This is a genomic window from Pseudomonas sp. 29, assembly GCF_002754355.1.
Classification (GTDB): domain Bacteria; phylum Pseudomonadota; class Gammaproteobacteria; order Pseudomonadales; family Pseudomonadaceae; genus Aquipseudomonas; species Aquipseudomonas neuropathica.
This window is the reverse complement of the sequence record NZ_PEEY01000001.1, coordinates 784,956-804,897: the sequence shown is the minus strand read 5'-3', so window position 1 is coordinate 804,897 and position 19,942 is coordinate 784,956. Positions and strand designations below refer to the sequence as shown.

Genomic DNA, 19,942 nt, shown 5'->3' with positions numbered 1-19,942 from the left:
TCAAACAGATTTCGGGAGGAGGCGCTCAAACAGCGCCTCTACAGTATTAAAGCGCTCTTCCGGACGTTCCATCGGTACCTGGAATTTGAACATCGTCGCGCCTTCGAATTTGTAGCGTTTTGGCTGGCTCTGGATCAGCTTGATCAGCGTCATCGGGTCGACCGGCGTCTGCGCTTCGAACTCGATGCGCCCACCTTGCGGCCCGCCATCGACCTTCTTGATACCCAGTTGCTCAGCCTGCAATTTCAACGCCGTGATGCGCACCAGATTCTTCGTCGGTTCCGGCAACAAGCCGAAACGGTCGATCATCTCGACTTGCAGATCCTTGAGGCCTTCCTCGTCGGTGGCCGAAGCGATGCGTTTGTACAGAATCAGACGCGCGTGAACATCCGGCAGGTAGTCTTCCGGAATCAGCGCCGGCACTCGCAAGTTGACTTCCGGGCCACCGCCCAGCGGCTGATCGAGGTTCGGTTGTTCGCCCTTACGGATCGATTTCACCGCGCGTTCGAGCATCTCCATATACAGCGTGAAGCCCACGGCCTGAATCTGCCCGCTCTGGCCATCGCCGAGCAGTTCGCCGGCGCCACGGATTTCCAGGTCGTTGGTCGCCAGGACGAAACCGGCACCGAGATCCTGAGTATTGGCAATCGCTTCCAGACGCTTTTCCGCGTCCGAGGTAATTTGCTGGCGCGGCGGCGTCAGCAGGTAGGCGTAAGCCTGGTGGTGACTACGGCCGACACGACCACGCAACTGGTGCAGTTGTGCCAGGCCGAACTTGTCGGCGCGCTCGATGATGATGGTGTTGGCGCTCGGCACGTCGATGCCGGTCTCGATGATGGTCGAGGCGATCAGCACGTTGAAGCGCTTGTGATAGAAGTCGCTCATCACCTGTTCGAGTTCGCGCTCGCGCATTTGTCCGTGACCGATGCCGATGCGGGCTTCCGGCACCAGTTCGGCGAGATCGGCGGCGCACTTCTCGATGGTTTTCACATCGTTGTGCAGGTAGTAAACCTGGCCGCCGCGCAGCAGTTCACGGAGCAGGGCCTCTTTGACCGTGCTCTTGTTCTGCTCCATGACGAAAGTGCGCACCGACAGGCGTCGCGCTGGCGGCGTAGCGATGATCGACAGGTCGCGCATGCCCGACACCGCCATGTTCAGCGTGCGCGGAATCGGCGTGGCGGTCAGGGTAAGAATGTCGACTTCGCTGCGCAGGGCCTTGAGCTGTTCTTTCTGACGGACACCGAAACGGTGTTCTTCGTCGATGATCACCAGCCCGAGGTTTTTGATTTTTACATCGTCGGACAGCAGCTTGTGCGTGCCAATGACGATGTCGATTTTGCCTTCAGCCAGATCGGCGATCGCCGCGTTCACTTCCTTGGCCGATTTGAAGCGGCTCATTACTTCTACTGTCACGGGCCAGTCGGCGAAGCGGTCGCGGAAGCTGTTGTAGTGCTGCTGGGCGAGCAGGGTGGTCGGCACCAGAATCGCCACCTGACGACCGCCGTGCACGGCGATGAATGCCGCACGCATGGCCACTTCGGTCTTGCCGAAACCGACGTCGCCGCAGACCAGGCGATCCATTGGTTTCGGCGCGAGCATGTCTTCGCGCACGGCTTCGATGGTCGATTGCTGGTCAGGGGTTTCTTCGAACGGGAACCCGGCGCTGAACGTCGCATAATCGGCTTTCGGGTCGGCAAATGCGTAACCCTCGCGAGCGGCGCGACGGGCGTAAATATCGAGCAGTTCAGCGGCAACATCGCGCACCTGTTCGGCGGCTTTGCGCTTGGCCTTCTGCCAGGTTTCCGAGCCGAGGCGGTGCAGCGGGGCCAGCGCATCGTCGCTGCCGGTGTAACGCGCGATCAAGTGCAGGTTGGCTACGGGCACGTAAAGCTTGGCGTTCTCGGCGTATTCGAGGGTGAGGAATTCGGCGGCTTGATTGTCGATCTCCAGAATCGTCAGGCCCAGATAGCGGCCGACACCGTGATCGATGTGCACCACCGGCGCGCCTTCGCGCAGCTCGGTGAGGTTCTTGATCACCGCGTCATTGCTGACGTCGCTGCGTTTCTCGCGACGACGACGTTGCATAACGCGTTGGCCGAACAGCGGACTTTCCGCGACGAGTGCCAGCGCCGGCTCATCCAGCATCAGGCCTTCGTCGAGCGGGGCAATGGTGATCGCCAGACGATCCTTGCTCGCGACGAAATCAGGCCAGCTGTCGACATTTTTCGGTCGCAGCTTCAGGCGCTCAAGCAACTCCAGCAGGACTTCACGACGGCCCGCGGATTCGGCGGTGAACAGCACGCGACCGGGGAACTCATCGAGGAACGCCGACAGCGCCGCCAGCGGTTGCGTGGCTTTGGCCTCGATTGCCAGATTCGGCAGTGCTTGCGCGGGGAAGCGCTCGCGGCCGACGCCGGTTTCCACGTCTTGTTGACTGGCGACCACACGTGGCCAGCTCTTCAAACGGGCGAAACAGTCTTCCACCGGCAGGAACAATTCTGCCGGCGGCAATAAAGGACGCGAAGGGTCGACGCGGCGCTCTTCATAACGATTGCGCACGTCGTTCCAGAAATTCTCCGCAGCTTGTTCGATGCCGGGCAGCGAGAACACTTGCGTGTCTTGCGGCAGGTAATCGAACAGCGTCGAGGTTTCGTCGAAAAACAGCGGCAGGTAATACTCGATCCCGGCCGGGGTGATGCCGCTGCTCAGATCCTGAAAGATCGGGCAGCGACGGAAGTCGACGTCGAAACGCTCGCGGAAACGCGCCTTGAAGCGGGTGACCGCGTCTTTCTGCAGCGGAAACTCACGGGCCGGCAGCAGCTTGACCGAATCGACCTTGTCGATGGAGCGCTGGTTTTCCGGGTCGAAGGTACGCAGGGTTTCGATTTCGTCGTCGAACAGGTCGATGCGATAGGGCAGTTTGCTGCCCATCGGGAATAGATCGATCAGTGCGCCGCGAACGGTGAACTCGCCGTGCTCATAAACCGTGTCGACGTAGCGATAGCCACTGGCTTCGAGTCGCGCACGCATCTGTTCAACATCGAGCTTCTGGCCGACGTCCAGCACCAGGCTGCTGCCGAGCAGGAATTTGGTCGGCGCCAACCGGTGCAACGCTGTGGTGATCGGCACCACCAGCACGCCATGCGCCAGCTCTGGCAGCCTATACAAGCTGGCGATGCGCTGGGAAATGATGTCCTGGTGCGGCGAGAACAGGTCGTACGGCAGGGTTTCCCAGTCAGGGAAATGCAGAACGGGCAAATCCGGGGCGAAGAAACTCAGCTCCTGTTCCAGTCGTTCAGCACTCTGGCTGTCGGCGGTCAGTAGCAGGGTGAAGCGCTTGGCAGCGCTGGCAGCCTCGGCAATCGCCAGGCTGAGGGCAGCACCGGGCAGATTGCCCCAATGCTGTTTACCTGCCTCGGCAGGGAGTAGCGGTAGACGCAGAACGGGCACGGAAGGTTGAGCTCCAGGCTTTGCGACAAAGTCGGTAATTGTAGCGGCGTCCGGTGCCGCCTGTCAGTTGCAGACTACGTCTATCTTCGATGTTTGCGCGAAATGTAGTGGTAACCATAAAAACCAGCGGTTTTTTAGCGATTATGTAGTGCCGAAAGTGGCTGGTGTTACGGAGGGTTACAGACATCGTCTAACAGTCGTCGAAAAATTGACTGCGCTGAAAGCCCCGGTTTTACTGGGCTGGCGCGAGGCGTAATTTTTTTGAACGGGATTTTGTTACCGATTTCGCGACAAGCGCGCATTGCTGAATGAGGTTGTCGGCGGCATAATGTAGCCCCTTTTTTCTGCCCCTACATGTGGAAGGTTACCGTGACTCAGAAGCCCGACCAGTGTCTTGGTGAATGGATCGACCGTGAAGCACTCGCAGAAGCGATGATTCCGCTTATCGGTCAGCTCTACCGCAATAACAACGTGGTGAGCTCGATCTATGGCCGCAGCCTGATCAACCAGTCTGTCATCGCGATTCTCAAAGCTCACCGCTTTGCGCGCCACCGTTCTTCCGACGACAGCGAACTCTCCGTCCACGAAACATTCCCACTGCTCAAGGCCATGAGCGAGCTCAAGCTCGGCGCGGCTTCGGTAGACCTGGGCAAGTTGGCGTTCAAATTCCGTAACGAAGGCAATGGCCGCAGCGCCGAGCAATTCGTTCGTGAAGAAATGGCTGACGTGGTTGGCCAGCAAAACGCTTCCGCACGTAAAGGCACCGACGTTGTGCTGTACGGCTTCGGTCGTATCGGCCGTTTGCTGGCGCGCATCCTGATCGAGAAAACCGGTGGTGGCGACGGGCTGCGTCTGCGTGCCATCGTCGTGCGCAAAGGCGCCGACAACGATCTGACCAAGCGCGCCAGCCTGCTGCGTCGCGATTCGGTCCATGGTTCGTTCAACGGCACCATTACCATCGACGAAGAAAACAACACCATCACCGCCAACGGTAACCTGATCCAGGTGATCTACGCGAAGAACCCGACCGAGGTGGATTACACCCAGTACGGCATCAAAGACGCGCTGCTGGTGGATAACACCGGTGTATGGCGTGACGCCGATGGTCTGGGCCAGCACCTGCAATGCCCGGGTGTCGCCCGCGTTGTTCTGACCGCGCCTGGCAAAGGCAAGCTGAAGAACATCGTTCACGGCATCAACCACAACGAAATCACCGCTGACGACAAGATCGTGTCCGCCGCTTCCTGCACCACCAACGCCATCGTGCCGGTGCTGAAAGCTGTGAATGACAAGTTCGGCATCATCAACGGTCACGTCGAAACCGTTCACTCGTACACCAACGACCAGAACCTGATCGACAACTTCCACAAGGGCGATCGCCGTGGCCGTAGCGCCGCGCTGAACATGGTGATCACCGAGACCGGTGCTGCCACCGCTGCTGCCAAGGCCCTGCCTGAGCTGGCCGGCAAGCTGACCGGTAACGCGATCCGCGTTCCGACGCCAAACGTGTCGATGGCCATTCTCAACCTCAACCTTGAGAAAGCCGCTACCCGTGAAGAGATGAACGAGTACCTGCGCTACATGGCGCTGCACTCCGATCTGCACAAACAAATCGACTTCGTCAACTCGCAGGAAGTGGTTTCGACTGACTTCGTGGGCTCGCGCCACGCCGGTGTGGTCGACGCTGAAGCGACTATCGTTCAGGACAACCGCGTTGTTCTGTACGTCTGGTACGACAACGAGTTCGGCTACAGCTGCCAGGTGGTTCGCGTGATGGAAGACATGGCCGGTGTAAACCCGCCAGCGTTCCCGCGCTAAGCACTCGTTGCAAATGAAAACGCCCCGACTTAGGTCGGGGCGTTTTTGTTTGTGTGCCTTTTAGAGCTGTGTTGTCAGTAGCGGCCTCTTCGCGAGCAGGCTCGCTCCCACATGGGGATTTGTGAACGACACAGATCCAGTGTAGGAGCGAGCCTGCTCGCGAAAGCGTTCTATCGAGCGCCGCCGGGTATGGCCGCTTGCGCGGTGCGCAGTTCATGCTTATTGCCGCGGAACAACACCAGCGTTGCAATCAATCCCAACACCGCCGCACCACTGAGCCAGATCCCCGGCGCAGCCTTGTTATCCAGCACATGAATCAGATACGTACACGCCGCCGGGGTAAACCCGCCGAACGTCGCGGTTGCCAGGCTGTAAGCCAGCGAGAAACCGGTCGTGCGCACCTCCACCGGCATGATCTCGGTCAGCGCCACCACCATCGCGCCGTTGTACGAACCGTAGAGGAACGACAGCCACAACTCGACAATCAGCAAATGGCTGAAGCTCGGGTTCGCCACCAGCCACGACAGCGCCGGGTAGGCGGTCAGGATCGCCAGAATCGTCGCCGCCAGCAGTAAGGGTTTACGGCCGATCTTGTCAGACACCGAGCCCATCACCGGCAACCAGAAGAAGTTCGACAGGCCGATGCACACCGTCACCAGCAACGCGTCGAAATCCGACAGGTGCAGCTCAGCCTTGCCGAACGTCGGGGTGTAGGCGGTGATCAGGTAAAAAGAAACCGTGGTCATCACCACCAGCGCCATGCCGGCGATGACGATGCCGAAGTTCTGACCGATCGAGCGGACGATTTCCCGCAGGGTAGGGCGGTGTTTTCTGGCCTGGAACTCCGGCGTCTCCTCCAGCGAGCGGCGAATGACGAAGATTACCGGCACAATCATGCAGCCGATCAGGAACGGCACGCGCCAGCCCCAGTCGCCCATTTGTTCCGGGCTCAGCCAGTGATTGAGGCCGACCCCGAGCAGGCCGGCGAAAACCACTGCCGCTTGCTGACTGGCGGATTGCCAACTGACAAAGAAGCCCTTGCGGCCCGGGGTGGCGATCTCTGCCAGATAGACAGATACACCGCCCAGTTCTACGCCAGCGGAAAAGCCTTGCAGCAAGCGACCGAACAGCACGATCAGTGGCGCGGCAACGCCGAGGGTCGCGTAGCCTGGCACACAGGCAATCAGCACCGTACCGGCAGCCATCAACGCCAGCGTGATGATCAGCCCTTGGCGACGGCCATGGCGGTCGATATAGGCGCCGAGGAAAATCGCCCCGAGCGGTCGCATCAGGAAGCCGGCACCAAAGGTTGCCAGTGAAAGCATCAGCGAAGCGAAGGCGCTGTCGGTGGGGAAGAAGGTCTTGGCAATGGCTGTGGCGTAAAAGCCGTAGACCATGAAATCGAACATTTCGAGGAAGTTGCCGCTGACAACGCGAAAAATCGCTTTGCCTTTGCCCGTGGTGGAGGACATGTTCAGGTACTCACTATTGGATTTTGTATAAAGATGTTGCAGATCCTTTAATTCATAATGGCCGTCGCGGTTTTACGGAGAGATGAATAATTGTTCACTGGACGGTTGCTGGGGCTTGTGATTCTGGCTGGCTTATTGGCTGGCTGCGGCAATGGCGACTCCATGGAAGGCTTCGGTGGGCCGACCATGGGCAGCACATATTCGATCAAGTATGTGCGCCGCGCCGGCTTGCCCGAGCCGAAGCAAGTTCGCGGTGAAGTGGAGGGGATCCTCGGCGAAGTCGATCGGCAGCTATCCACCTATCGCAACGATTCGGACATCGAGCGCTTCAACGCTTTGCCCGCCAACAGCTGTCAGAAAATGCCTGCAGCGGTACTTGAACTGGTCCGCACAGGCGAACAACTGTCAGCGCAAAGCGAAGGCTCCTACGACCTGACTGTCGAACCGCTGATGAATCTCTGGGGATTCGGCCCGCAGGGGCGCGAAGAGAAAGTCCCTGGCGCCGCCGCACTCGCCGAGGTGATGTCGCGCGTCGGTTATCAGCACTTGCGCATCAATGGCGAGCAGTTGTGCAAGGACGCCGCCGTCGAAGTCGATTTCAACAGCATCGCCGCCGGTTATGCCGTCGACACCATCGCGGCACGGCTCGATGCCATGGGCATCCACGATTACCTCGCTGAAGCCACGGGTGAGCTAAAGGCAAAGGGTCGAAAGCTTGACGGCTCATCGTGGCGCATCGCGCTGGAAGAGCCTCGTGACGATCAACAGGTGACCGAGCACATTATCAATGTCGACGGCTACGGCGTTTCCACCTCCGGCGACTACCGCAACTATTTCCTGCAGAACGGCCGGCGTTATTCCCACACCTTTGATGCGCGCACCGGCGCACCGGTCCTACACGACCTGGCGTCCGTCACGGTGATTCATCCTTCAGCGCTGATGGCCGATGGCCTATCGACGCTGTTGCTGATTCTTGGCCCGGAAAGGGCGTGGGACTATGCGGAAAAACATGACATTGGTGCATTCTTTGTGATTCGTGCCGATACAGGTTTTGTCGTTCGTACCAATACGGCTTTCGAGCGCCTCACTGGCAAGAAAACTGACTGAGAACAATACGAAAGCTGGCGTTGTAGTGCAGGCAAAAGTAGCCTACGACGCGACCAAGGGTTAATGTGCGCGGCGTTGACGCTTCTATAGACTGTGTCCGGGTTCTTGATTGACCCCCAATTGTTCCTTCGCGCCGCCGTTCGGCGTGATTTAGCCGCCGGTGCTGCTGGCACCGCGGCCTGTTCTGAGGAGTACGCATGGCTGTCTACAACTACGACGTGGTGGTGCTGGGTTCCGGCCCGGCGGGAGAAGGCGCGGCAATGAACGCCGCCAAAGCAGGGCGCAAGGTCGCGATGGTCGACAGCCGTCGCCAGGTCGGCGGCAACTGCACCCACCTCGGCACCATCCCGTCCAAGGCACTGCGTCACTCGGTGCGGCAGATCATGCAGTTCAACACTAACCCGATGTTCCGGGCGATCGGCGAACCACGCTGGTTCTCCTTCCCGGACGTGTTGAAAAGCGCCGAGAAAGTCATTTCCAAACAAGTCGCTTCACGCACCGGCTACTACGCCCGTAACCGCGTCGACGTGTTCTTCGGCACCGGCAGCTTCGCCGATGAGCAAACCATCGAAGTGGTCTGCGCCAACGGCGTGGTCGAGAAACTGGTGGCCAAGCACATCATCATCGCCACCGGTTCGCGCCCGTATCGCCCGGCGGACATCGATTTCCACCACCCGCGTATCTACGATAGCGACACCATCCTCAGCCTCGGCCACACTCCGCGCAAACTGATCGTTTACGGCGCCGGCGTGATCGGTTGCGAATACGCGTCGATCTTCAGCGGTCTGGGTGTGTTGGTTGAACTGGTCGATAACCGTGGTCAGTTGCTGAGCTTCCTCGACTCGGAAATCTCCCAGGCGTTGAGCTATCACTTCAGCAACAACAACATCACCGTGCGCCACAACGAAGATTACGATCGCGTTGAAGGCGTCGACAACGGCGTGATCCTGCACCTCAAGTCCGGCAAGAAGATCAAGGCCGATGCCTTGCTCTGGTGCAACGGCCGGACCGGTAACACCGACCAGTTGGGCCTGGAAAACATCGGCGTCAAGGTCAATAGCCGTGGCCAGATCGAAGTCGACGAGGCTTACCGCACCTGCGTGCCGAACATCTACGGTGCCGGTGACGTGATCGGCTGGCCGAGCCTGGCCAGTGCCGCCCACGACCAGGGTCGTTCGGCTGCTGGCAGCATCGTCGATAACGGTAGCTGGCGCTTTGTGAATGACGTGCCGACCGGCATTTACACCATTCCGGAGATCAGCTCGATCGGCAAGAACGAGCAGGAACTGACTCAGGCCAAAGTGCCGTACGAAGTCGGCAAGGCGTTCTTCAAGAGCATGGCGCGTGCGCAGATCGCCGGCGAGCCGCAAGGCATGCTGAAGATCCTGTTCCACCGTGAAACCCTGGAAGTGCTGGGCGTTCACTGCTTCGGTTATCAGGCGTCGGAGATCGTTCACATCGGCCAAGCGATCATGAGCCAGCCGGGCGAGCTGAACACCCTGAAGTACTTCGTCAACACCACGTTCAACTACCCGACCATGGCCGAAGCCTATCGGGTAGCGGCGTACGATGGCCTCAACCGGCTTTTTTGACGGGCTCCGGCCGGTGGCCTGAGCCGGCCGGGGAGACCGATTTCAGCAATTCTCGAGGGTGGCAGTGGCCAAACCGGGAAAGTCTGTAATCAGGCTGTCAACGCCGAAGTCGGCGAGTCTGCGCATCAGCGCAGGCTCGTTGACGGTCCACACCGACACATGCAGCCCCTGACGCTGCGCCTTCTGCAGGCGTTCCGGCGTACACAGCGTCCAGTTCAACGCGAGAATCTCACAGCCATAGCTGGCCGCGACTTTCAATGGGTCGAGCCAGGCGTATTCGGCCACCAATCCGCGTGACACATCCGGCACCAGATCCAGCGCCGCTTTCAGCACTTCCCGCGAACTCGAGGTGATCGTCACCTTGTCGAGCAGGCCATGCCGTTGCGCCATTTCACGAATCGCCAGCACCGTGGTTGCGGCGCGAGTACGTGAAGCGCTTTTGACCTCCAGTTGCCAATGCTCGAAATCACACTTCTCGAACAACTCTTCCAGGGTCGGAATCGGGCACGGCTTGATCCAGCCCGGGCCACCCTTGCGCGCGTCGTAGGTCACCAGCTCGGCGGCGGTGTGTTCGACGACTTTGCCGCGCCGCTCCGTGGTGCGTTTGAGGGTCGGGTCGTGGATGACCATCAACTCGCCGTCCTTGGACAGGTGCAGATCGAGTTCGCAACGGCGCACGCCGTGCTTGAGACATTCCTGAAAGCTGCTCAGGGTGTTTTCCGGTGCTTCGCCCTTGGCGCCGCGGTGGCCGTAGATGAGGGTCACGGTGCTTCCTTAAATTAAATGCCTGATTCGTTCTGTTCGCGGGCCAGACGTCGTTCCTGGGCCTGCTTCTGCAAGATATAGCGGGCGAGCAACTGGCGCTGGGCATCGGTCAGGTGTTCGAACTCGGTACCGATGTCATAACCTTCGCCCTTGCGGTCGCAATGGGTGACGCGGGCACGCAGCAACAGGCCCAGCGCTTGCGGCATCAGCACCAGTTTCACTGACAGGTGAGCGCCGGTGGCAATCGGTGTCGGGTGCTGAAAGTCGATTCCGCCCTCGGAGATGATCACCGGTTGCGGCTCGCCGATATGGCCGAGCACGGTCAGGGCGACCACCTGGCTGAGCAGGTCGATGCGCTTGTTCTGGGATTTCAGGAACGCGGCAATGGCCCGGTCGCGCTCGCTGATCTGCCGCAACAGGTGTTGCGACTCGAATTCACTCAGGTGCAGTTCGCTGAGCAGGTTGAACAGTGGGGAAGCATCCTGCAACACTTCCTGGCCTGCAGCTTCGGGAGCAGACAGGGGCCGAATTTCCAGTGCGATCGTGTCCTCGATACGGTAGTATTCGCGGCGATCTTCTTCATCTAATGTCGACATGGCGAACCCATGGTAGCGGCGGTGGTCTGAGTGTAAAGCTGGTTATCGACCCCCGCCACAAGGACGTTCCTTTTCCCTCCGAACAAGCCCCGACATGTTCAGACCTCTCTTCGTATTTATCGGCACGCGTTATACCCGTGCAAAGCGTCGCAATCATTTTGTGTCATTCATTTCCCTGACTTCGATGATCGGGCTCGCCCTTGGCGTGGTCGTGATGATCGTCGTGTTGTCGGTGATGAACGGCTTCGATCATGAGATGCGCACCCGTGTGCTGGGCATGGTGCCCCACGCGACCATTGAATCCACTGAACCGATCAACGATTGGCAAAGCCTGGCCACCCAGGTCAAGCAGAACCCGCAGGTGACGGCGGTTGCGCCGTTTACGCAGATGCAGGGCCTGCTGACCAATAACGGTCAGGTGTCCAAGGTGTTGCTCAACGCCATCGACCCTGCGCTCGAGCGCAATGTGTCGATCATCGACAACTTCATGAAACAGGGCAAACTCGACGATCTGACGCCGGGCAGTTTCGGCATCGTCATCGGCGACAAGGCTGCGACCAAGCTCGGCGTCGGCATCGGTGACAAGGTCACCTTTGTCGCGCCGGAGGTCAGCGTGACCCCGGCCGGGATGTTCCCGCGCATGAAGCGCTTCACCGTGGTCGGCATTTTCCATGTCGGCGCTGGCGAACTCGATGGCTATCTGGGCGTGACCAACCTGCAGGATCTGGCGAAGATGCACCGCTGGAAACCGGATCAGGTGCAGGGCATTCGCCTGAAGTTCGACGACCTGTTCCAGGCGCCGCGTGTGGCATGGAACATCGCCCAGCAGCTTGGCGAAGACCATTACTACGCCCGCGACTGGACCCGCACCCACGGCAATCTGTATCAGGCGATCCGTATGGAAAAAGCCATGATCGGCCTGCTGTTGTTGCTGATCGTTGCCGTCGCTGCGTTCAACATCATTTCCACGCTGGTGATGGTGGTCAACGACAAGAAGGGCGACATCGCCATTCTGCGCACGTTGGGCGCGACGCCGGGCACGATCATGCGCACGTTCATGGTGCAGGGCACGGTGATCGGTGTGGTCGGCACGGCGATTGGCGCGGTGGTGGGTATTTTCGCCGCGCTTAATGTCAGCGCCGCGATCTCGGCACTGGAAGGCCTGATCGGCCACAAATTCCTTAATGCTGACGTGTATTTCATTGATTATCTTCCGTCGCAGGTGCAGAGCCAGGATGTGGTCATGGTCTGCGCCGCTGCGTTGGTCCTGAGTTTCCTCGCCACCCTGTATCCCGCCTGGCGTGCCGCGCGCACCCAGCCGGCGGAGGCGCTACGTTATGAGTGAGTCGGGCATGAGTGAACAAGCAATCCTGAGCTGCCGCAACCTGGGCAAATCTTACGAGGAAGGCCCGGAATCGGTAGAAGTACTGGCCGGCCTGCAACTGGAGTTACACCCGGGCGAGCGCGTCGCGATCGTCGGCACCTCGGGTTCGGGCAAAAGTACCTTGCTCAACCTGCTCGGCGGCCTCGATACGCCGACCAAGGGCAGCGTCTGGCTCGACGGTGAAGAACTGTCGGCGCTGAGCGAGAAGAAGCGTGGCCTGCTGCGTAACCGTGCGCTCGGTTTCGTTTACCAGTTCCACCACTTGCTGCCGGAATTCACCGCACTGGAAAACGTCTGCATGCCGCTGCTGATCGGCAAGACGCCGATCCCGGAAGCGCGTCAGCGCGCCACGGCGTTGCTGGAACGCGTCGGCCTCGGTCATCGCCTGGAGCACAAACCGGCGGAACTGTCCGGCGGTGAACGTCAGCGTGTGGCCATCGCCCGCGCCCTGGTGAACAAGCCGGGCCTGGTGATGCTCGACGAGCCAACCGGCAACCTCGACTCCCACACCGCCCAAGGCATTCAGGATTTGATGCTGGAACTCAGCACCTCCATGCGCACGGCGTTCCTGGTAGTGACTCACGACATGAACCTGGCCCGCCAGATGGACCGCGTACTGCACCTGCAAGAAGGTTGCCTCACGCCTATCTGACTGGCTGAAACCCGACGTCTGTAAAGGCGTCGGGTCTTTTATTTTTATACGGTGCCCCAGCGAATGTTCAGACCGTTATCGATCTTTATCGGCACGCGCTATACCCGCGCCAAGCGCCGCAATCGCTTTGTTTCGTTCATTTCGATGACCTCGATGATCGGCCTCGCCCTCGGCGTGCTGGCGATGATCGTGGTGTTGTCGGTGATGAACGGCTTCCAGCGCGAAATGAGCTCGCGCATCCTCGGCATGGTGCCCCACGCGACCATCGTTGGCGTCAAGCCGATCGATGACTGGCAGCCGGTGGCCGCCGCCGCGATGAAAAATCCTGAAGTGACTGCCGCCGTGCCGTTCACTGAGATGGAAGGCATGCTCTCCTACAAGGGCTTGATGCAGCCGATCCAGATCAGCGGCGTCGATCCTGCGCAGGAAGGCAAGGTGTCGATTGTTGCCCAGCACATTGTGCAGGGCCGTCTGGATGCCTTGAAGCCCGGCGAGTTCGGCGTGGTGATTGGCGAAATCACCGCCCGCCGTTTCCGTCTCAATGTTGGCGACAAGATCACTCTGATCGTCCCGGAAGTCAGCACTGCGCCGGGTGGCATCACCCCGCGCATGCAGCGTTTGAACGTTGTTGGCGTGTTCAAGGTTGGCGCCGAACTGGATGGCTCGATGGGCCTGATCCATGTGGCTGACGCCGCGACCATGCAGCATTGGCAGCCGAATCAGGTGCAGAGCGTGCGTCTGGCGGTGAAAGACCTCTACGCCGCGCCGAAAGTCTCTTCGGACATCGCCGCCGGCTTGGGCGCCGAGTTCAAGGCTGATGACTGGACTCACACCCAGGGCAGCCTGTTCAGCGCGATGAAAATGGAAAAAACCATGATCGGCCTGCTGTTGCTGATGATCGTCGCGGTGGCGGCGTTCAACATCATCGCAACGCTGATCATGGTGGTGAACGACAAAGGCGCGGACATCGCGATTTTGCGTACCATCGGCGCCACGCCACGGCAGATCATGGCGATCTTCATGGTGCAAGGCACGGTGATCGGTATTGTCGGCACCATTATTGGCGGCGTGTTGGGCGTGATCGCCGCGCTGAATGTCAGTCAGATCGTGGGCTGGATCGAGCGAGTCAGCGGGCAGCATATCTTCAGTTCGGATGTGTATTTCGTCAGCAATTTGCCGTCGGAATTGCAGGGTGGGGACGTGTTGTTGATCTGCTCGGCGGGCTTTATTCTGAGCTTTCTGGCTACGGTGTATCCGGCCTGGCGGGCGGCGAAGATCGAGCCGGCTCACGCCCTGAGATATTCGTAAGCAGACAGGCCGCTTTCGCGAGCAGGCTCGCTCCCACAGGGGATTTGTGAACGACGCAGATCCAATGTGGGAGCGAGCTTGCTCGCGAAGGGGCCGGAACTGCTGGCCTCAATCTCCCTTGGGCAACTCAATCACAAACCGCGTCCATCCTGCTTCAGATTCGCAATGAATCTGCCCACCATGGGCGCGGACGATCGACTGAGTAATCGCCAGCCCCAATCCCGCATGCTCACTGCTACCTTCCTGTCGCGCCGGATCGGCCCGATAAAATCGATCAAACAGGCGTGGCAACAACTCCGCAGAAATCCCTTCGCCACTGTTTTCGACTGAAATGCGTACCGCGTTCGGTTGATCAACGATCCGCAAGCTCACGTAGCCCTCGACCGGGGTAAACCGCAGCGCGTTATCGAGCAAATTCGACAAGGCACGGCGCAACATGCTGCGATCACCTTCGATCCGCGCATTGCCCTCGCGCGTCAGCTTGACCCCGGCGTCCTCCGCCAGCGGCGCAAAAAACTCCAAAAGCACATCCGTTTCATCCGCCAGTTCCAGCGCTTCGCGCTTGGGCATCAGCAAACCGTGATCAGCCTTGGCCAGGTACAACATGTCGTTGACCAGTTGCGCCATCCATTGCAGCTCTTCGAGGTTACTGTGCAGCGCTTCGCGGTAATCCTCGATCGGCCGGGGGCGGGTGAGGGTGACCTGGGTGTGGGTCAGCAGGTTCGACAGCGGTGTGCGCAGTTCATGGGCGATGTCGGCGGAAAACGCCGAGAGCCGCTGAAACGAGTCGTCGAGGCGTGCGAGCATGGCGTTGAAGCTGTGGGCCATTTCCGCAAGCTCGGGCGGTATTTGCGCTTCCGGCAGTCGGGCATTCAGCGATTGGGCGGAAATCCCACGGGCGACCGCGCTCATGCGCCGCAATGGACGCAAGCCGCTGCGGGCCGCCCAGGCGCCGAGCAAGGCAGTGGCCAGCGCCGAGAGACCGACGGTCAGCCAGATCAGGTGCTGCATGCGTTGCAGGAAGTGTTGGTGATGGGTGATGTCCAGCAACAAGGACAATTGCGGTGAATCGGCTTTGTCCGGGTAGAGCGGGGCGTTGAGCACGCGATAGTCGCTGCCGTCGTTGCTAACTGTCGACAGGCCGGATTGTTGCGGTAAATCCTCGGGGATTTGCGTCGAACTGTCGTACCAGCGTTGGCCGTCGCCGCCAGTGATGCGCAGCGACAGATCGGCCTGACGACTCAGCTCATCCGCCAGCCGTGCTTCACGTTGGCCGGGTTGAAGATCCTGCAAGGCGCGGCGCAGGCCGATCAGCTTGCCGTCCAGTTGTTGCTGGTCGAGTTCGATGAAGTGCGCTTCGCTGGCACGGTTGAACAACACCCCGGCGAACAGCGAAACCACCGCGGTGCAGGCGGCAAACAACAGGGCCAGGCGTGAACTCAGGGACAAACGACGCATCAGGCGCCACGCTCTTCGAGCACGTAACCCATGCCGCGCACGGTGTGGATCAGTTTGTTGGGGAATTCGTCATCGATTTTCAGACGCAAACGGCGGATCGCCACTTCGATGACATTGGTGTCGCTGTCGAAATTCATGTCCCAGACCTGTGAGGCGATCAGCGATTTCGGCAGCACCTCACCCTGACGACGCAGAAGCATTTCCAATAGCGCGAATTCCTTGGCGGTGAGATCAATGCGTTGGCCACTGCGTTCGACCCGACGGCGAATCAGGTCCAGACGCAGATCGGCCAATTGCAGGCTGGTTTCTTGCGGTGTAGCACTGCCGCGACGCAACAGGCTGCGCACCCGCGCCAGCAGTTCGGAGAAGGCGAACGGTTTGACCAGATAGTCGTCGGCGCCCAGTTCCAGGCCATGCACCCTGTCTTCCACGGCGTCTTTGGCCGTCAGAAAAAGTACCGGCGTATCCAGCCCGGCGCTGCGCACCGCTTGCAGAATCTGCCAGCCGTTGCGGCCCGGCAGCATCACGTCGAGGATCAGCAGCGCAAAATCACCGCTCAGTGCCAGTTGCTGACCGCTGTTGCCATCGGCCACCAGCTCCGTATTGAACCCGGCCTCGGTCAGGCCCTGGCGCAGGTATTGGCCGGTTTTCGCTTGGTCTTCGACGATCAACAGTTTCATGGGCAACTCGGTTTTGTTCGGGGTGTAGAAACGAAAGCTTTATACCTTGAGAGCAGGCGACAGGCGCCAACCTGACAAAGTTGTAATCTGCCTGTCAGGTAGATGCCAGCGCAGGCCGGCTAAAGTTTCCCACAGGCTGAACCTTATCTTGTTGGAGAACGACCATGTTTTTACGCCAATCCCTGACGTTGGCTGCCTGTCTGTTGGCGCTGAGTTCGCCAGTGTGGGCCGCGCCAGCTCACACCTACGATTTTGGCCAGCCAGCAGCTGCCGCCAACGCCACGCGTAGCATTGAAGTGGTGTTGAACGACATGTCGTTCGACCCCAAGGCGATTCAGATCAAGGCCGGTGAGACCGTTCGTTTTGTGCTGGTGAATAAAGGCCAGTTGTTGCACGAATTCAACCTCGGTGACGCAGCGATGCACGCCAAACACCAGCAGGAAATGTTGCAAATGCAGCAAAGCGGCATGCTTACGCCTACCGGTATGAAGGAAATGTCCCACGATATGGCTGGCATGGATCACGCAGCGATGGGCCACGGCATGAAGCACGATGACCCCAATAGCGTGTTGGTCGAGCCGGGCAAAACTGCCGAGCTGACCTGGACCTTCAGCAAGGCCACGAGCCTGGAATTCGCCTGCAATATTCCCGGGCATTATCAGGCGGGCATGGTCGGCAAACTGACGGTCAGTCAGTAAGCACTCAAAGGCGCGGGCAAAGACTGGTAGAATCCGCTGATTCTTCAGTCAGGTTTCCGCCATGCATCCCGCAGCCGAACATTCGCCGCTGGGCAAATCCAGCGAATACATCGCCACATACACGCCGTCCCTGCTGTTCCCGATTCCGCGCACCGCGAAATGGGCCGAACTGGGCCTGACCGCCGAAACCCTGCCGTATAAAGGTGTGGATTTCTGGAACTGCTTCGAGCTGTCGTGGCTGCTGCCGTCGGGCAAGCCGGTGGTGGCGATCGGCGAGTTCAGCATTCCGGCGGATTCGCCGAATATCATTGAGTCGAAGTCGTTCAAGTTGTACCTGAACTCGCTGAACCAGACGGCGTTTGCCGACGTTGCGAGCCTGGAGGCGACGCTGGTCAAGGATTTGTCGGCCGCGGCCGGTAAACCGGTGGGCGTGCGGGTCCGCAGCTTGAAGGACGTCGAAGCGGAAGGCGTCGTGGCGTTGCCGGGCGTATGCATCGACGATTTGGATATCAGCGTCAGCAACTATGAGCATCCGCGCCCGGAATTGCTGCGCTGCGATGATTCGCGGATTGTGGAAGAGAGCGTGCACAGCCATCTGCTCAAATCCAATTGCCCGGTGACCAGCCAGCCAGACTGGGGCACGGTGGTGGTGGAATATCGTGGCTCGGCACTGGATCATGCGAGTCTGCTGGAATACATCGTCAGCTTCCGCCAGCATTCGGACTTCCATGAGCAGTGTGTGGAGCGGATTTTCCTCGATCTGCAGCGCTTGTTGAAACCCGAGAAATTAACGGTATTTGCACGTTACGTGCGTCGTGGTGGTCTGGATATCAATCCGTATCGCAGCACCGAAAGCGTACAGCTGCCGAACCACCGGCTCGTACGTCAATAAAGATCCGGAATGTGCGATATCCCATGAGGGAGCGAGCTTGCTCGCGAAGGCGTCGTGTCAGTCGACATCATCGTTGAATGACTCACCGCATTCGCGAGCAAGCTCGCTCCCACAGGGAAGTGTGTTTCAAGTCCGGAAATGAAAAAGCCCTGCCAGTGATGGCAGGGCTTTTTGCGTTTCGGGGGGAATCAGATCCCCATGCTGCCCAGCGCGTTGACGATATTGCGCAAGGTGCCAGCTATGGTTGGATGGTCAACTTCAAAGCGTTCAACGGCGAGGTTCACGCCGTCGGCAATGTTCGAATCGTTGGTCTTGGTTTCGAGTTCAAGTTCCAGTTCAATCTGCTTCATCAGCGCATGCAAATCCTCACGCTCAACTTCCGACAGCGGCGGATTCTGCTCCAGCTGCTCGCGCAGGGTATCGAGCTGTTTTTGCAGTTCTTGGGCGGGCATGGTGTTTTCCTTTTATCAATAGGCACTGGCATTGACCGCAGCCGCGCGCCAAAGGTCTATGGCTGACCTTTAGATTAATCCACTCCCGGCAAACCTGCATGATCCCGGTCAGGGCTTTTCGCCTTTGAGGCGACGCAGGCGGATGTCCGCCAGGCAAGTGTCGAGTTCACCCAGGTGATCGATTACCGAATGCACGCCCAGCCCGAATAACTGCACGGTGGCCTTGCCACGCAAGTGTTCGCGTTCTTTCTGGCTCAAGGCTTGCCATTCCTGAGGTGCCAGGCCGCAGAGCGAGCCGCAGGAGGCGAGGCCGATGGTCCACAGGCCGGCATTCAGTCCAGCTTCCAGCAGGCGCGGTTCGCCACTGACCAGCACGCAACCGTCCAGGCTGCCGACGTTCAGCGTCATCAATGCTTGCCAACAGGCGTTCGGGGCGGGCCATGGATTGATTGTTGCCGAATGTTGCGCAGGTTTGATCCACGCTGGCAATGAGACCGACAACGCTTGCGCGAGGGGCGGGGGCAATTCATCTAGCCAGGCGCAGGGAATCTGCTGGCGCTGCAGGCTGTGCAGGCTGTCGAGTGCGCCGGGTGTGGGCTCGGCATGCTCGGGCAGGGCGATCGTCTGTTGCCGGGCGCGAGCACCGAAATCCACCAGACAACCGCTGAGTCCGAACAGTACGGCCGTCAGGCTGGCGGCGGCGACGGGCAAGGTTTCGGCGTGTGTCATGGCAACGTCCCTGAAATAACGATCAGGCTAGGGCGTCTCAGTGACAGTTGGATGACAGAGGTGTGAAGGCGACGCGCGAAGCGTCCTACAGACTGCTTCATTGCGCAGACTGTCCAAACGGGCTTTTGCGCTTATACTAGCGACCTGAATACCCGGACCCAGAGGTCCGCGACAGTACCATTCCAAGGAGTTTTTCTATGCGCTGGAGCAATCCGCTCGCTCAGCTTTGTGTATGTGCCGGCCTGTTGCTGGCCCCGTTTGCCTCTCAGGCGGCAACGGAAGAAGACCCTTGGGAAAGCGTCAACCGTCCGATCTTCCAGTTCAACGACTTCGTTGACACCTACGCGCTGAAGCCATTGGCGCAGGGCTATGAGTTCGTTACACCGCAGTTTCTCGAAGACGGCATTCACAACATGTTCCGCAACGTCGGTGACGTCACCAACCTTGCCAACAACATTCTGCAGGCCAAACCGGCTGCCGCTGGCGTCGACACCGCGCGCCTGATCTTCAACACTACCTTTGGTCTGCTCGGCTTCTTTGATGTCGGCACCAAAATGGGCCTGAACCGCAGCGATGAAGACTTTGGTCAGACCCTCGGTTACTGGGGCGTCGGCAGCGGTCCGTACGTAATGCTGCCATTGCTCGGCCCAAGCACCCTGCGTGATGCACCGTCGAAATACGTCGACAGCTACACCGGTATGTACCGCTACATCGACGACGTGCCGGCGCGTAATTCGATCTTCGGCCTGAACATCGTCGACACCCGCGCGAGCCTGCTGTCGAGCGAGAAGCTGATCAGCGGCGACAAGTACACCTTCATCCGCAACGCTTACTTGCAGAACCGCGAGTTCAAAGTGAAGGATGGCCAGGTCGAAGACGATTTTTAATC

General features: G+C 59.5%; 17 protein-coding genes. 9 read left to right on the top strand and 8 right to left on the bottom strand.

Features of this window, described 5'->3' with window-relative positions:
• Nucleotides 1–3,450, bottom strand: a complete 3,450-nt coding sequence (gene mfd, locus CLU80_RS03735; protein ID WP_093433689.1) for a transcription-repair coupling factor — start codon at nt 3,448–3,450, stop codon at nt 1–3.
• Between the two features lie 354 nt (nt 3,451–3,804).
• On the opposite strand from mfd, the gene CLU80_RS03730 reads away from it, so the two are divergent.
• Nucleotides 3,805–5,268 carry a glyceraldehyde-3-phosphate dehydrogenase gene (locus tag CLU80_RS03730; RefSeq protein WP_093433692.1) on the top strand — a complete coding sequence of 488 codons (1,464 nt, stop codon included), beginning with the start codon at nt 3,805–3,807 and terminating at the stop codon, nt 5,266–5,268.
• Nucleotides 5,269–5,438: 170 nt separating this feature from the next.
• Here the strand turns inward: CLU80_RS03730 and CLU80_RS03725 are convergent, their stop codons facing one another.
• Nucleotides 5,439–6,740: an MFS transporter gene (locus CLU80_RS03725; protein WP_016986740.1), complete on the bottom strand. Its 1,302-nt coding sequence runs from the start codon at nt 6,738–6,740 to the stop codon at nt 5,439–5,441.
• Nucleotides 6,741–6,902: 162 nt separating this feature from the next.
• Here CLU80_RS03725 and CLU80_RS03720 point away from each other — a divergent pair, with 162 nt between their 5' ends.
• Both CLU80_RS03720 and sthA read left to right on the top strand, forming a co-directional pair.
• Nucleotides 6,903–7,847 (top strand): FAD:protein FMN transferase, encoded by a 945-nt coding sequence (locus CLU80_RS03720; RefSeq protein WP_460092246.1) that lies wholly within the window; start codon nt 6,903–6,905, stop codon nt 7,845–7,847.
• Between the two features lie 197 nt (nt 7,848–8,044).
• The gene (gene sthA / locus CLU80_RS03715; protein ID WP_064117858.1) at nt 8,045–9,439 is read left to right on the top strand and encodes a Si-specific NAD(P)(+) transhydrogenase; all 1,395 of its coding nucleotides are present in this window, start codon (nt 8,045–8,047) and stop codon (nt 9,437–9,439) included.
• Nucleotides 9,440–9,481: 42 nt separating this feature from the next.
• Here the strand turns inward: sthA and CLU80_RS03710 are convergent, their stop codons facing one another.
• Nucleotides 9,482–10,204: a glycerophosphodiester phosphodiesterase gene (locus CLU80_RS03710; protein ID WP_007910500.1), complete on the bottom strand. Its 723-nt coding sequence runs from the start codon at nt 10,202–10,204 to the stop codon at nt 9,482–9,484.
• Nucleotides 10,205–10,218: 14 nt separating this feature from the next.
• Nucleotides 10,219–10,800, bottom strand: a complete 582-nt coding sequence (locus tag CLU80_RS03705) for a PilZ domain-containing protein (protein ID WP_007910502.1) — start codon at nt 10,798–10,800, stop codon at nt 10,219–10,221.
• Between the two features lie 94 nt (nt 10,801–10,894).
• Here CLU80_RS03705 and CLU80_RS03700 point away from each other — a divergent pair, with 94 nt between their 5' ends.
• From CLU80_RS03700 to CLU80_RS03690, 3 genes are all read left to right on the top strand, one after another.
• The gene (locus CLU80_RS03700; RefSeq protein ID WP_034156426.1) at nt 10,895–12,145 is read left to right on the top strand and encodes a lipoprotein-releasing ABC transporter permease subunit; all 1,251 of its coding nucleotides are present in this window, start codon (nt 10,895–10,897) and stop codon (nt 12,143–12,145) included.
• Nucleotides 12,138–12,836, top strand: a complete 699-nt coding sequence (gene lolD / locus CLU80_RS03695) for a lipoprotein-releasing ABC transporter ATP-binding protein LolD (RefSeq protein WP_007910506.1) — start codon at nt 12,138–12,140, stop codon at nt 12,834–12,836. Before CLU80_RS03700 ends, lolD begins: the two co-directional genes overlap by 8 nt.
• A 63-nt stretch (nt 12,837–12,899) precedes the next feature.
• Entirely contained in the window at nt 12,900–14,144 is a 1,245-nt protein-coding gene (locus tag CLU80_RS03690) for a lipoprotein-releasing ABC transporter permease subunit (RefSeq protein ID WP_093433700.1), read from the top strand.
• Between the two features lie 108 nt (nt 14,145–14,252).
• Here the strand turns inward: CLU80_RS03690 and CLU80_RS03685 are convergent, their stop codons facing one another.
• Entirely contained in the window at nt 14,253–15,602 is a 1,350-nt protein-coding gene (locus CLU80_RS03685; RefSeq protein ID WP_099756790.1) for a heavy metal sensor histidine kinase, read from the bottom strand.
• Nucleotides 15,602–16,282, bottom strand: coding sequence for a heavy metal response regulator transcription factor (locus CLU80_RS03680; protein WP_093433705.1), 681 nt, complete (start codon nt 16,280–16,282; stop codon nt 15,602–15,604). Before CLU80_RS03680 ends, CLU80_RS03685 begins: the two co-directional genes overlap by 1 nt.
• A 164-nt stretch (nt 16,283–16,446) precedes the next feature.
• Between CLU80_RS03680 and copI the strand changes: the two genes are divergently transcribed.
• Both copI and queF read left to right on the top strand, forming a co-directional pair.
• Nucleotides 16,447–16,980: a copper-resistant cuproprotein CopI gene (gene copI / locus CLU80_RS03675; protein WP_093433708.1), complete on the top strand. Its 534-nt coding sequence runs from the start codon at nt 16,447–16,449 to the stop codon at nt 16,978–16,980.
• A 61-nt stretch (nt 16,981–17,041) separates the two neighbouring features.
• Entirely contained in the window at nt 17,042–17,872 is an 831-nt protein-coding gene (gene queF, locus CLU80_RS03670; protein WP_099756789.1) for an NADPH-dependent 7-cyano-7-deazaguanine reductase QueF, read from the top strand.
• 188 nt (nt 17,873–18,060) lie between these two features.
• Here queF and CLU80_RS03660 read toward each other — a convergent pair whose 3' ends face one another.
• Both CLU80_RS03660 and pcrP read right to left on the bottom strand, forming a co-directional pair.
• Entirely contained in the window at nt 18,061–18,324 is a 264-nt protein-coding gene (locus tag CLU80_RS03660) for a DUF4404 family protein (RefSeq protein ID WP_099756787.1), read from the bottom strand.
• Between the two features lie 108 nt (nt 18,325–18,432).
• Nucleotides 18,433–19,053 carry an HAD superfamily inactivated hydrolase PcrP gene (gene pcrP, locus CLU80_RS03655; RefSeq protein ID WP_099756786.1) on the bottom strand — a complete coding sequence of 207 codons (621 nt, stop codon included), beginning with the start codon at nt 19,051–19,053 and terminating at the stop codon, nt 18,433–18,435.
• Nucleotides 19,054–19,250: 197 nt separating this feature from the next.
• On the opposite strand from pcrP, the gene CLU80_RS03650 reads away from it, so the two are divergent.
• Nucleotides 19,251–19,940 (top strand): MlaA family lipoprotein, encoded by a 690-nt coding sequence (locus tag CLU80_RS03650; RefSeq protein WP_093433716.1) that lies wholly within the window; start codon nt 19,251–19,253, stop codon nt 19,938–19,940.
• The last annotated feature ends 2 nt before the right edge of the window (nt 19,941–19,942 follow it).